The organism is Streptomyces sp. NBC_00464, assembly GCF_036013915.1.
Classification (GTDB): Bacteria; Actinomycetota; Actinomycetes; order Streptomycetales; family Streptomycetaceae; genus Streptomyces.
Map to the genome: position 1 here is coordinate 7999982 of NZ_CP107899.1, position 12245 is coordinate 8012226.

Annotated in this window: 13 protein-coding genes; 8 read left to right on the forward strand and 5 right to left on the reverse strand. The window is 71.1% G+C overall.

What is annotated here, in order from left to right; translation table 11 throughout:
* Positions 1–2: 2 nt before the first annotated feature.
* Complete coding sequence (locus OG912_RS35840; protein ID WP_327712975.1) at positions 3–830, reverse strand: VOC family protein; 828 nt, start codon at positions 828–830, stop codon at positions 3–5.
* A 193-nt stretch (positions 831–1023) separates the two neighbouring features.
* On the reverse strand, positions 1024–1356 hold the full coding sequence (locus OG912_RS35845; RefSeq protein ID WP_327712976.1) for a DUF6479 family protein: 333 nt from the start codon (positions 1354–1356) through the stop codon (positions 1024–1026).
* A gap of 199 nt (positions 1357–1555) precedes the next feature.
* Here OG912_RS35845 and OG912_RS35850 point away from each other — a divergent pair, with 199 nt between their 5' ends.
* The 4 genes from OG912_RS35850 to OG912_RS35865 all read left to right on the forward strand — a co-directional run bounded on the left by OG912_RS35850 (position 1556) and on the right by OG912_RS35865 (position 6687).
* A complete protein-coding gene (locus OG912_RS35850) occupies positions 1556–1948 on the forward strand; it encodes a hypothetical protein (RefSeq protein WP_327712977.1) in 393 nt (130 codons plus the stop codon).
* Between the two features lie 201 nt (positions 1949–2149).
* Positions 2150–2656 carry an ATP-binding protein gene (locus OG912_RS35855; protein WP_326734282.1) on the forward strand — a complete coding sequence of 169 codons (507 nt, stop codon included), beginning with the start codon at positions 2150–2152 and terminating at the stop codon, positions 2654–2656.
* 196 nt (positions 2657–2852) lie between these two features.
* Positions 2853–4265 carry an NADP-dependent succinic semialdehyde dehydrogenase gene (locus OG912_RS35860; protein ID WP_327712978.1) on the forward strand — a complete coding sequence of 471 codons (1413 nt, stop codon included), beginning with the start codon at positions 2853–2855 and terminating at the stop codon, positions 4263–4265.
* Between the two features lie 34 nt (positions 4266–4299).
* Complete coding sequence (locus OG912_RS35865) at positions 4300–6687, forward strand: phosphoketolase family protein (RefSeq protein ID WP_327712979.1); 2388 nt, start codon at positions 4300–4302, stop codon at positions 6685–6687.
* A gap of 64 nt (positions 6688–6751) precedes the next feature.
* Here the strand turns inward: OG912_RS35865 and OG912_RS35870 are convergent, their stop codons facing one another.
* Both OG912_RS35870 and OG912_RS35875 read right to left on the reverse strand, forming a co-directional pair.
* Positions 6752–7075, reverse strand: a complete 324-nt coding sequence (locus OG912_RS35870; RefSeq protein WP_327712980.1) for a plasmid stabilization protein — start codon at positions 7073–7075, stop codon at positions 6752–6754.
* A gap of 74 nt (positions 7076–7149) precedes the next feature.
* Positions 7150–8265, reverse strand: a complete 1116-nt coding sequence (locus OG912_RS35875) for a baeRF3 domain-containing protein (RefSeq protein ID WP_327712981.1) — start codon at positions 8263–8265, stop codon at positions 7150–7152.
* A 121-nt stretch (positions 8266–8386) separates the two neighbouring features.
* Here OG912_RS35875 and OG912_RS35880 point away from each other — a divergent pair, with 121 nt between their 5' ends.
* From OG912_RS35880 to glsA, 3 genes are all read left to right on the forward strand, one after another.
* Positions 8387–8881: a DUF1269 domain-containing protein gene (locus tag OG912_RS35880; protein WP_327712982.1), complete on the forward strand. Its 495-nt coding sequence runs from the start codon at positions 8387–8389 to the stop codon at positions 8879–8881.
* A gap of 82 nt (positions 8882–8963) precedes the next feature.
* Positions 8964–9530, forward strand: a complete 567-nt coding sequence (locus OG912_RS35885) for a hypothetical protein (RefSeq protein ID WP_327712983.1) — start codon at positions 8964–8966, stop codon at positions 9528–9530.
* Positions 9531–9544: 14 nt separating this feature from the next.
* Positions 9545–10882, forward strand: a complete 1338-nt coding sequence (gene glsA, locus OG912_RS35890) for a glutaminase A (protein WP_327712984.1) — start codon at positions 9545–9547, stop codon at positions 10880–10882.
* Between the two features lie 42 nt (positions 10883–10924).
* Here the strand turns inward: glsA and OG912_RS35895 are convergent, their stop codons facing one another.
* Positions 10925–11749: an endonuclease I family protein gene (locus tag OG912_RS35895; protein WP_327712985.1), complete on the reverse strand. Its 825-nt coding sequence runs from the start codon at positions 11747–11749 to the stop codon at positions 10925–10927.
* A gap of 240 nt (positions 11750–11989) precedes the next feature.
* On the opposite strand from OG912_RS35895, the gene OG912_RS35900 reads away from it, so the two are divergent.
* Positions 11990–12187 carry a hypothetical protein gene (locus OG912_RS35900; RefSeq protein WP_326734270.1) on the forward strand — a complete coding sequence of 66 codons (198 nt, stop codon included), beginning with the start codon at positions 11990–11992 and terminating at the stop codon, positions 12185–12187.
* The last annotated feature ends 58 nt before the right edge of the window (positions 12188–12245 follow it).

Consider the following 12245-nt stretch of genomic DNA (forward strand, 5'->3'; position numbering starts at 1 on the left):
GGTCAGGGCGCGCCGGTGGCCCCGGCCCTGTGGGTGTCCGTGAGCGTGAAGAGCCCGCCGTCCGGATCGATCAGCGTGGCCTCGCGTCCCTCGGGCCGGGACAGCTCCTCGACCAGAGAACCGCCGTGCTCATGTGCCGAAGCGATGGCGGCGCTGACGTCGTCCACCGGGAAGTTGACCTGCCAGTGCGGACGGACCAGCGGCTCGGGGGCCGCCTCGACCGCCCCCGAGCTGATCCGGGCCAGCTGACGTCCACCGCACTGCACGATCACCTCGTCCTTGGCATACGCCACCTCGCAGGAGCCGGGCCGGCCGCTGGCCCAGTCCAGGACCTCGCCGTAGAAGATCGCGGCGTCGAAGGCGTTCCGCGTGCGCAGCCGCAGCCAGGCGTGCGCATGGCCGTCAGGGGCGGGCGGCGAGGTCGCGGGTGCGGTCCGCTCCCAGATGCCGAACCCCGCGCCGTCGCGGTCGGCGGCCAGTGCGCCGCGCCCCTTGCCCAGCGCCAGTGGGCCCACGGCTACCGTGCCGCTGCGCTCGCGGATCCGGGCAGCGGTCACATCGGCGTCCTGGACGGCGAAGTACGGCGTCCACGCCACCGCGACGCTGAAGGTGGTCGCCACAGCACCGATCCCGGCGACAGGCACGTCGCCGCGACGGGCCACCGAGAACTCCTGGCCGAGCTTGCCCGGCCGGAACGTCCAGCCCATCACCGGGCCGTAGAACTCCTGGGCGGACTCCAGGTCCCGGGTCATCAGGTTGACCCAGCAGGGCGCCGCCGGTCCGGTCAGCGGTGCGGGCGCGGATGCCGTGCCAGGGGTGCTTCCCGTCATGGTCCTACTGCCTTCATGGGGAGTGCGGCAGGTGTGTGCCGGTGGCCTTCGGGCCTTCACCAGCCTCACCGCGGGCGGGCGCTCCCGCAACACGCGGTCCTGCCGCCGGTGCGGCAGCCACGTTGCCGCCGGTGCGGCAACCGCAGATCCGGGACGGCGCCGGAAGCCGTCCCGGAACCGCCGGGGAGGCCGCTCAGTCGCGCTGCTCGTCGTTGTCCCGGTGGATGGTCTCGCTCCCGTGGTCGCCGAGCTCGTAGGGCGACAACCCCCGGCCGTCGGCGGGGAAGGCGTCGTCCCCGTGGACGTCGCGCTCCTCGACGTGGGTGCGGTGGTCCGGTGCCACGGGCTGCTCATCGGGCCGGGGCGGCGGCAGCTCCTGGGCGCGCCGCCGCCTGCCCAGCCAGACGGCGCCGATCAGCACAGCCACCAGGATCACGCCGACAACGCCCAGCACCGCCCCCGTCGCGCCCCGTCCGTCGGCGAGGGTGAGGGCCAGGGAATTCAGGGCTCCATCCGATACGTCCATGCTTGCCGGATACCCCAGGGCGGGGCTGTCACTCGACTCTGACGTCGAATTCATGTTTTAAGTGGATATCACCACTGAAAGTGTTTGGAATGGTGCGAGGCCATTCATCTCGGATACCCGCGGAGGATCCGGGTCGCCCGTGTCGCAGGCCCCTTCCCGAGGGGTGAGCCTGGAGGTAACCCCTTGGGAAGGAACCGCGGTGAACAGCACACAGGACAAGCAGCAGTCCGAGGAAAGCCGCGACGGCCGTGAGGTTTCGGTCGTCGTCAGCGGGTGCGAGAAGGGCGACGCACGCACGGTCTTCGACGTGCTGCGGGCCGCCTTCGCCACCGACCGCGCCTCCGTCGACGTACCGCAGGACGTCACCGGCAAGCGGCCCACGGCGTGGGTCGTGACCGTCGATGTCACCGAAGCCCGAGTGGTGTCCGGGCCGGTACGGCTCGGTGCACCCGTCACCGCCGACGTGCAGGGTGGCTACTGGGCGGTCGACCGGCTCCGGCAGAGCCTGGCAGGAGCCTTCGCCGTGCAGGTCGTCGGCACCGTCTCCGGTGACCAGGAGGAGGAGGTCCGGCTGCGGCTGGAGAACAAGTAGGTATGCACCGTGAGCGGCGGGCGGCTCCCGGACACATATGTGCCGGTCACCAGGGGTGTGCGGTCGGATGTGTTGCGCGACTGGCTCTGCGGCCTCACCCTAAGGAGTGACCCAGAAGTGACATCTGCTCACTCTTCGTATTCGGGGGTCGTTGGTTCAACGGGGCGAAGCATGTGGGCCTCGATGTGAGGAGCCTCGACGATGACCGTTCCACTCGACCGGCACTATCTGGTCGAACTCCAGGTATCGGCAGAGCGTGTGTCCCAGCTGCGACGGATCGTCGCTGCACACCTCCGCCACTGGAGTCTCGAACTCCACATCCGGCCCGTGTGCCGTGCTGTGGAAGAGCTGCTGACCAACGTCCAGCGGCACGTCGGTGACGACAACACCTGTGTCCTCGAACTCCGCTGGTCCGGACGGCACCTCACGGTCTCCGTCGCCGACAACGGTTCCGACATGCCGCGGCTGCTCCAGGAGGGCGGCGGCCTCAGCCGGGTCATGGCCCTCAGTGACAGCTGGGGCACCTGCCGGACCGCCGAGGGCAAGGTCGTCTGGTTCACCCGCTATGCGCAGGAGCCGCAGCACATCGAGCTGGTGCCGCTGCCGCCGCTGCCCGGGGTCCGCGAGTTCCGCCGGCCGCCCGCCGCTGTGGTCGAGGACTTCCCCACGGCTGCCCCGGTCCGGACCGACGCCCCCGCCCTCGTCTGAGGCGCGCGGCACGGAGCAGCCCCGCACACCCCGTCCCCACGTACCCGTCCCACCCCCAATGCCCCTTCCGGCGCGGATCGCATGCCTCACGCATGCATGGTCCGCGCCGGTCGGGTATGCGGATGGCGGCAGCCCGCGTTGCGCAGCCGCGTGCGGCGCGGCACGGTCGAAGTACCGATGCAAGGAGGCCACAGTCATGCCCATCGCGACGGTCAACCCAGCGAACGGCGAGACGCTCAGGACGTTCGACACGCTGGGGGCGGACGAGATCGAGCGGCGGCTCGCCGCCGCCGACGCCGCCTTCCGGGAGTACCGCACCACCGGATTCGGCGAACGGTCCCGGCTGCTGAACCGGGCCGCCGACCTCCTGGACGAGGACCAGCAGGACATCGCGCGCACCATGACCCTGGAGATGGGCAAACCCCTCAAGGCGTCCCGGGCCGAGGCCGCGAAGTGCGCCAAGGCGATGCGCTGGTACGCGGCCCATGCCGAGGAACTCCTCGCCGACGAGCACCCCTCGCCCGCCGACGTCGAGGACTCCGGTGCGTCCCGCGCCTACGTCCACTACCGGCCGCTGGGCACCGTACTTGCCGTGATGCCGTGGAACTTCCCTCTCTGGCAGGTCGTACGGTTCGCGGCCCCCGCGCTCATGGCCGGCAACACCGGGCTGCTCAAGCACGCGTCGAACGTGCCGCAGACCGCGCTTTACCTGGGCGACCTGTTCCACCGGGCCGGATTCCCGGCCGGCTGCTTCCAGACGCTCCTGGTGGGCTCCGGAGCCGTCGAGGCGATTCTGCGCGACCGCCGGGTGGCCGCGGCCACCCTGACCGGCAGCGAACCGGCCGGCCGCGCCGTCGCGGCCGTCGCGGGCGACGAGGTCAAGCACACCGTCCTGGAACTCGGCGGCAGCGATCCCTTCCTCGTGCTGCCCTCGGCGGACGTCGCCAAGGCGGCTCGTACCGCCGTCACCGCCCGGGTCCAGAACAACGGGCAGTCCTGCATCGCCGCCAAACGGTTCATCGTGCACACGGAGGTGTACGAGGAGTTCGCCGAACGCTTCACCGTGGGCATGCGCGACCTGACCGTCGGCGACCCGCTGGAGGAGTCCACCGACATCGGCCCGCTCGCCAGCGAACAGGGGCGCACCGATCTGGAGGAGCTCGTCGAGGACGCCGTACGCCACGGCGCGAGCGCCCTGTGCGGCGGCGGCCGGCCCGAAGGCCTGACCGGCGGACTGGAGCGGGGCTGGTTCTACGCCCCCACCGTCCTCTCCGGGATCACTCCCGCCATGCGCATCCACCAGGAGGAGACCTTCGGCCCGGTCGCCACCCTCTACCGGGCCGACAGCCTCGACGAGGCTCTGACGCTGGCCAACGACACGCCCTTCGGACTGAGTTCCAACGTCTGGACCCGTGACGCCGAGGAGAGCCGCCGCTGCATCCGCGACCTGGAGGCGGGCGGTGTGTTCTTCAACGGCATGACGGCCTCGCATCCCGCACTGCCGTTCGGCGGGGTGAAGCGCTCCGGATTCGGACGTGAACTGGCCGGTCACGGTATCCGCGAGTTCTGCAACGCCACCACCGTCTGGTACGGCCCCGAGCCCCGGTAGCCGGCCCAGCGCACACGCCCGCAGAGAGGTGACCATGAGCGACGCCCCGCCGTCCTCATCGACGACCGGCCCGACCGACGAAGAGATCGCCGCGCTCGACGCACACTGGCGGGCCGCCAACTATCTGGCCGTGGGCCAGATCTACCTGATGGCCAATCCGCTGCTGACCCGCCCACTCGTTCCCGAGGACATCAAGCCCCGGCTCCTCGGCCACTGGGGCACCTCACCGGGGCTCAACCTCGTGTACACGCACCTCAACCGCGTCATCGCCGCACGCGGCACCGAAGCGCTGTGCGTCTGGGGTCCCGGGCACGGTGGCCCCGCCGTCCTCGCCAACTCCTGGCTGGAGGGCAGCTACTCGCAGACGTACCCCGACGTCAGCAGGGACGAGGCGGGCATGGGGCTGCTGTTCAAGCAGTTCTCCTTCCCCGGCGGCGTGCCCAGCCATGTCGCGCCGGAGACCCCGGGCTCCATCCACGAGGGCGGCGAACTGGGCTACGCCCTCGCGCATGCCTACGGCGCCGCACTCGACCACCCCGACCTGCTGGTCACCTGTGTCATCGGCGACGGCGAGGCGGAGACCGGACCGCTCGCCGCCTCCTGGCACGCCAACAAGTTCCTCGATCCCGTCCATGACGGGGCCGTCCTTCCGGTCCTCCACCTCAACGGCTACAAGATCGCCAACCCGACCGTCCTCGCCCGTATCCCGGAGGCCGAGCTCGACGCCCTGTTGCGCGGCTACGGACACGAACCGCTGTACGTGGCGGGGGACGACCCCCTCACCGTGCACCGCGCGATGGCCGCTGCGATGGACCGGGCCCTCGACCGGATCCGCGAGCTCCAGGACGCCGCCAGGACCGGGGGCGACACCGGACGCCCGCACTGGCCGATGATCGTGCTCCGCACCCCGAAGGGCTGGACCGGACCCGCCGAGGTCGACGGGGTGCCCGTCGAGGGGACCTGGCGTGCTCACCAGGTCCCCCTGCCCGGGGTCCGCGACAATCCCGAGCACCTGCGGCAGCTGGAGCGATGGCTGCGCTCCTACCGGCCGGAGGAACTCTTCGACGCCGAGGGACGCCCCACGGACCAGGTCCTCGCCTGCGTTCCGGAAGGCGAGGCGCGGCTCGGCGCCACCCCGTACGCCAACGGCGGCCTGCTGCTGCGCGATCTGCCGGTGCCGCCCCTCGACGAGCACGCCGTCCAGGTGGACAGGCCGGGGACCGTTCTCCATGAACCGACCAGGGTTCTCGGCGGGCTGCTGGAGGCCGTCATGGCGGCCACCGCCGACCGGCGGGACTTCCGGGTCGTCGGCCCCGACGAGACGGCGTCGAACCGCCTCGACGCCCTCTACGGAGCCACCGGAAAGGCCTGGCAGTCCGGCACGCTCCCGACCGACGAGCACCTCGCCCGCGACGGCCGCGTCATGGAGGTCCTCTCGGAGCACCTCTGCCAGGGCTGGCTGGAGGGCTACCTGCTCACCGGCCGGCACGGACTCTTCTCCTGCTACGAGGCGTTCGCCCACATCGTCGACTCGATGGTCAACCAGCACATCAAGTGGCTGCGGACCTCCAGGCGGCTGCCCTGGCGCCGCCCCATCGCCTCCCTCAACTACCTGCTCACCTCGCACGTCTGGCGCCAGGACCACAACGGCTTCTCGCACCAGGACCCGGGATTCGTCGACCACATCCTGAACAAGAGCCCCGAGGTCGTACGCGTCTATCTGCCCCCGGACGCGAACACCCTGCTCTCCGTGGCCGACCACGCACTGCGCAGCCGCGACTACGTGAACGTGATCGTGGCCGGCAAGCAGCCGGGCTTCGACTGGCTCACCCTCGACCAGGCCCGCGCACACTGTGCGCGCGGAGCGGGCGTCTGGGAGTGGGCGGGGACCGAGGACGGCAGCCGCGAACCCGATGTCGTGCTCGCCTGCGCCGGGGACGTGCCCACCCTGGAGACCCTGGCGGCCGCCGGTCTGCTGCGGCGTCATCTGCCGGAGCTGTCGGTGCGGGTGGTGAACGTCGTCGACATGGCCCGGCTCATGCCCCATGCCGAGCATCCGCACGGGATGCCGGACTCCGAGTACGACGCCCTCTTCACCCGCGACAAGCCGGTGATCTTCGCCTACCACGGCTATCCCTGGCTGATCCACCGGCTGGCCTACCGCCGTACCGGACACGCCCAACTGCACGTCAGGGGCTACAAGGAGGAGGGCACGACCACCACGCCCTTCGACATGGTGGTCCGCAACGACCTCGACCGCTACCGCCTCGTCATGGACGTCATCGACCGCGTGCCCGGCCTGGGGGTCCGCGCGGTGGCGGTGCGCCAGGAGATGGCGGACACCCGCAACCGCCACCACGACTGGATCCGCGCACATGGCACGGACCTGCCGGAGGTGACCGACTGGACCTGGGAGGGGTGAGCGCGCCCCGGTACGGAATAGGCCCGGACGGGGGTCTCCGTCCGGGCCTGCCGCGCTGCGAGGGTCAGCGGCCGACCGCGCGCGCCAGCTCGGCCTTCGTCATCGATGAACGCCCCTTGACGTTCTTGTGCTTCGCCTCTTCGTAGAGCTGGTCACGGGTGGGACCCTGGGCGCCGCTGTGTGAACGCAGCCCGCCGCGCCGCGAGGACGAGATGTCCTCGGTCGAGGTGCGGCTCGCGGTCCGAGACTTGCCTGCGCGGGCCCGTTCCTTGTTGACGGTCCGGGCGGCGATCTCCTCGGCCCGGTCCTCGCCGACGCCGCGTTCCTGGGCGCTCTCCTTGATGTGCTCGTACTGCCGTTCCCGCTTCGGATTCGATCCGCGTGGCATGATGCGTTCTCCTCTCGGCGCTACGGCCCGGGACCTCTCCAGTGTGGCAAAAAAGCCCGGGCCGCAGCCACCGCTCAGTAGCGCAGCGCCGCCGCGATCCGTCCGTGCTCCTTGAGTGAGTCGTCCGCGACGAAGACGACGTCGGCGCCGCTGTCCAGCGCCGCCTCGACCAGCTCGTCGACGATGTCCTCGCGTACCTTCTCGTCCGCCGGGCCGGCGGCCTCGCCGCCCACCGGCACCAGGTGCTCCTGGTCGACCCGGACCGTCTGCTGGTAGTGCTCCTCCACCGCCACCAGGCCGGCGCGTCCCTCCCGTACGGCGGCCCACACCTCGTCGAGGCCGCCGGCGAAGGCACGCCGCCCGCGGGCCTCGTCCAGCTTGCCGTCGATCTCCGCGGCGAAGCGCTTCTGCCGGGCCTCCAGCGCGGGCCGCAGCTCGGTCAGCAGATCGCTGGGCGAGGTGTCGGCCGGTGCGCCCTTGGTGACCCGGCCGACCGCACCCTTGGCGCTCTCGCCGACCTCGTCGAGCAGGGCGAGCGCCGGAGCGAGGCCGACCAGGTAGAGCGGGCGCGGATCGGTGGCCAGTACCCCGCGCAGCTTCTCGTCCACCGTGCGCAGGAACTGCCGGGTCTCCTCGCCGCTGAAGGTGCTCGGGGTGTCGCCGATCCGCTCCTCGCGCTGCGGGTTGGGCGCCTCGCGCGGGGCGGTCAGGGGGAAGCCGCCGATGTGTTCCTCGTGCGCGGAGTCCGACGTGCCGCTGAACAGGGCGGCGTGGTCGGCCGACACGGTGAGCGCCCAGAACGGCTGAGCCTGGGCCTTCGCGGCGACCAGGTTGCGGGTCAGATAGGTGTCGCTGAGTACCACCCGTTCGGGTGCGGTGCGCGGCAGCTGCCAGATCTGGTACTCGTCCGCTGTCGCGAGGACCACCAGCGCGTCCAGCGCGCGGCGCGGATCGATCTCGTCGACCGCCCGGTCCAGCTGCTTCCTGACCGCCGCGCGCACCTCGCGGGTGACCTCGGGATCGGCGTCGAGCCGGCTGCCGGCCTCGGACACCAGGTTGCGCAGCCGTACGGCGTCCTGGGCGTTGTCCGGTGCGCGGCGGTGGGTCGGCATGGTCAGGGACAGGGCCGGATAGGGCTTGGCCGCGCGGAGCTTCTGCAACAGACCGGCGGTCAGGGCGTCCGTATCCATCAGTTCCCTCCCGGGGACTTGTGCGCACTGCGGTGCGGAGCGGGTGATTCGACGAGTCAATTCATACCTTTTGATCCTAATATGGGCGAGTTGGTCATTCCGGGTTCGGGAGGTATGCGCGATGTCCACGCTCACCGTGTGGAAATTCCAGTCCGCCGAAGGCGCGGAGGACGTGGAGACGACGCTGAAGTCCCTTCAGAAGGAGGGACTGATCAAGATCCTGGACGCCGCCGTCGTGAGCTGGCCCGCCGACCGCGCCAAGCCGCGCACGAAGCAGCTGCTCAACCTGGTGGGCGCGGGCGCCCTGAGCGGCACCTTCTGGGGCATGCTCTTCGGGCTCATCTTCCTGATGCCGCTGCTGGGCGCCGCCATCGGCGCGGCCGCCGGAGCGCTCGGCGGAAAGCTGGCCGACGTCGGCATCGACGACGACTTCATCGCCGAGGTCAAGGAGAAGATCACGCCCGGCACTTCGGCGCTGTTCCTGCTCACCATGAACGAGGTGCCCGACCGGATCGGCGACGCGCTCCCCGGCGGCGGCGCCGAACTGCTCCACAGCAATCTGGACACCTCCAGCGAGCAGCGGCTCCGGGAGATCTTCGGCGAGGACGCGGCATGACCACCCCGGAGCCGGCGCCCCGGCCGGTCCCCACCTCGCCTGCCCCCATTTCCCTTCTCACTTCCGATCAGACGGAGCGTCCGTGAACCAGACCAGCCCCGTGCGGCGCGCCCTCGGCGGCCGCGCAGCCCGCAGCCTGACCCCTGCCGTGCTCGCCGCGGTCATCGTCGCGGGCACCGCCGCCTGCGACAGCTCCGACACCTCGTCGCAGGGCACGGCCAGAAGCACCCGTACGGTGTCCGCGGAGCCGGCCACGTCCCCCTCGGTCACCGAGAGCCCGCGCACCCAGGAGGACTTCGCGGCCTCGGTCTCCGCCGATGTGGAACGTAACCGGCAGAAGGCCGTGACGACACTGAAGGGTGTCGAGGGGAAGGGCAACGCCGTCGATGACGTGTCCGTCAACGGCCTCCCGGTCGCGGCGTCGGAACAGTTCCGCAGCGCCCTCGTACGGGTGACCAACCGCACCGACAAGGCCGCCTTCTACGCCGTGCGGGTGGAGTTCGTGGACGCCTCCGGCAAGGTGCTCGACTCCGTGGTGCTCGGCTTCGCCGACGCGCCGCCGAACCGGACGGTCAGCCAGCACGCCAACAGCCGCAAGGCCGCGGGCGTCAAGTCGTTCCCCCGGATCGCCCAGGCCGAGCGCAGCTGACGGCCGGGAGCACGGTGAGCCCCGCCACCGGTGCGGTCACGGACGCGCTGCGAGAACTGCACACCAGGTACGCCGGAGTCGACGAAGGTGAACTCGCCGACTACATCCCGCAATTGGCGCTCGCCGACCCGGGCGCCTTCGGGCTGGCCCTGATCAGCATGGACGGTCACCGGTACAGCACCGGCGACGCCGACGTGCCGTTCACCCTCCAGTCCGTGTCGAAGCCGTTCGTCTACGCCCTGGCCCTGTCCCTCCTCGGCCTCGACGAGGTGTCCCGCTGGGTGAACGCCGAGCCCAGCGGCGAGGCGTTCAACGCCGTCAGCCTGGAACACGGCACCGGTCGCCCGGACAACGCCATGGTCAACGCCGGCGCCATCGTCACCACCGCCCTGATCCCCGACACCCCCGTCGCGCCGAGGTTCGGACGCATCCTCGACTGCCTCAGCCGGTTCGCCGGCCGGAGGCTCGACGTCGACGAGGAGGTGTACGCCTCCGAGGCGGCCACCGGGGACCGCAACCGCGCCCTCGCCTATCTCATCCGCTCCACCGGCCCCCTGCCCATGGATCCGGTGGCGGCGGTGGAGACGTACTTCCGCCAGTGCGCGGTACGGGTCACGGCACTGGATCTCGCCGCCATGGCGGCGACCCTGGCCCACGGCGGCGTCAATCCGCTCACCGGGGACACGGTGGTGTCCGAGCCCGTCGCCGCCCAGGTGCTCGCCGTGATGGCGACCTGCGGCATGTACGACTCCTCGGGCGACTGGCTGCTCAGAGTCGGGCTGCCGGCCAAGAGCGGGGTCTCCGGCGGTCTGATCGCCGCCGGACCCGCGCGGTTCGGACTCGCGACGTACAGCCCGCTGCTCGATCCGACGGGCACCTCCGTGCGGGGACACCGGGCTATCGGGATGCTCTCGGAGCGGCTCGGCCTGCATCTCATGTACAACCCGGCCCTGGCGGGCTCCACCGTCACCCTGGTCACCACCGCGGACGATCTGCCCACCGCGCCGACGGGCGAGCGGGAGCGCGCGCGCCGCGAACGGGTGGCGGTCGCCGCCGCCCAGGGCGCTCTGGACTTCACCGCGGCGGAGCGGGTGCTGTACGCCCTGGACGAGGCGGGGACCGGGCGGACCGGCGCCGTGGTGCTCGACCTGGTGCGGGTGACGGACATCGACGCCGTGGCCCGGGCGATGCTGCGCAGCGGGCTGGCCCGCCTCGCCGGCGACGGCCGCCGCACCGCGGTGGCCGACCCGGACGGCCGCCTCCGTGAGCCGGGCGGCGAGGACGGGGTCCCGCGCCGCTTCGACTCCCGGGAGGAGGCCGTGACCTGGTGCACGGAGACGGCCGCCCGCTGAGCCGCCGCAGGGACCGTCCGCCGGTGGGTCAGGAGAGGTCCGTCACCAGATGGACTCCACCCACTCGGGGTGGTCGATGAACGGGTTCCGGTTGTGCTGGTACTGGTCGAATATGACGTCGTTGCGCCGCTGTTCAAAGGTGTCCGGCGGGTCCTGCTCGCTCCATGTCTTCAGCACGGAGAGCCGGCCGATGTTCGGTGCGGAGCCGTTCGACACGCTGTCGTTGGGTTCGAGGTCGGCGAAGGAGTCGTCGCCCTCGTAGCGCACCGCCATGTAGAGGATCATGCGGGCCACGTCGCCCTTGACCGCGTCGCGTGGTTCGAAGGAGTCGCTGTCGGTGTAGTTGCCGGGCGCCTCGCTCAGCTCGGTGCCGCCGTTGTCGAAGTCCTTGTTGCCACGCGTGGAGTTGACCGAGACGTCCTCCGGGCGCAGGTGGTGGATGTCCGTTCCGGGGCCCGTTGCCGTGCCGAAGTCGCCGTGGGACTTGGCCCAGACGTGCTCCCGGTTCCACTGGTCGACGTTGCCGCCGTTGTCGCTCTTGGGCTCGGAGCGTCCGGTGTACAGGAGGATCACGTTCGAGGAGTTGGCCGGGTCCTCGTCGGTGTCCTTGAGCGCGTCCCAGACCTGGCTGTAGGTGAGCTTGGACTGGTCGCTGATGATCGTGTGCAGGGCGCCCTTGAGGGCGGTGCCGGTCTTGCCGAGCGCGTCCTGGTAGTACGTGTCGTCCAGTGCGCCGAGCGGGGTGGCGGACGGGACCGCGGCCGGTGGTGTCGCGGCGGGCGCGGCGGCCGCGGTGCCCGCGAGCACCGCGAAGGCGGCGAGAGTGGCCAGCAGCGGGCGCCGGTGGGAAAGGTGACGACGGGACATGTGGGGTGTCCTCTCCGGAAATACGGGCACCGCGGCGCTGTCACAGGGTGGGGGACGGCGCCGCGGTGGTCGTGTTACTAGGTGGTCAGCGGGAGCCTTCCACACGCACCGTGACCGAGGTGTGAACACTGCGTACCTATCATGTGCAGGTCAAGTGAGGGTCGGGACCGGGCTGCCGCGCGCCTCGGATGCGCCCCCCTCGGCGCGGGGCGAGAATTGCCGCAAGGACGAGGAGGCGGCATGAGCGACGAGCCCGAATCCGTATCCGTACGGGGCGTGACCCCCGACAGCCTTCTGCACACAGGTGCCAGCGAGAATCCCTCGGCGGAGGACGTGGTGCTCGCCTCCGGGCGGGACCTGACACCCCGGAATCTCGAGTGGGCGGAGCGCCGGCTGGCCAGTGAGGGCCGGGCGGCCCTCGACAAGCAGCTGCCTTAGTGGCCCCGCGGCCGGGCGCCTGCCCTGGCCGCCGGCGGATGCCGGTGGCGCGGGGGAC

Bases quoted from the DNA above. Each gene is read 5' to 3' on its own strand.
- OG912_RS35840 (WP_327712975.1), bottom strand. From the start codon at position 830: ATGACGGGAAGCACCCCTGGCACGGCATCCGCGCCCGCACCGCTGACC.
- OG912_RS35845 (WP_327712976.1), bottom strand. From the start codon at position 1,356: ATGGACGTATCGGATGGAGCCCTGAATTCCCTGGCCCTCACCCTCGCC.
- OG912_RS35855 (WP_326734282.1), top strand. From the start codon at position 2,150: ATGACCGTTCCACTCGACCGGCACTATCTGGTCGAACTCCAGGTATCG.
- OG912_RS35860 (WP_327712978.1), top strand. From the start codon at position 2,853: ATGCCCATCGCGACGGTCAACCCAGCGAACGGCGAGACGCTCAGGACG.
- OG912_RS35865 (WP_327712979.1), top strand. From the start codon at position 4,300: ATGAGCGACGCCCCGCCGTCCTCATCGACGACCGGCCCGACCGACGAA.
- OG912_RS35870 (WP_327712980.1), bottom strand. From the start codon at position 7,075: ATGCCACGCGGATCGAATCCGAAGCGGGAACGGCAGTACGAGCACATC.
- OG912_RS35875 (WP_327712981.1), bottom strand. From the start codon at position 8,265: ATGGATACGGACGCCCTGACCGCCGGTCTGTTGCAGAAGCTCCGCGCG.
- OG912_RS35880 (WP_327712982.1), top strand. From the start codon at position 8,387: ATGTCCACGCTCACCGTGTGGAAATTCCAGTCCGCCGAAGGCGCGGAG.
- OG912_RS35895 (WP_327712985.1), bottom strand. From the start codon at position 11,749: ATGTCCCGTCGTCACCTTTCCCACCGGCGCCCGCTGCTGGCCACTCTC.
- OG912_RS35900 (WP_326734270.1), top strand. From the start codon at position 11,990: ATGAGCGACGAGCCCGAATCCGTATCCGTACGGGGCGTGACCCCCGAC.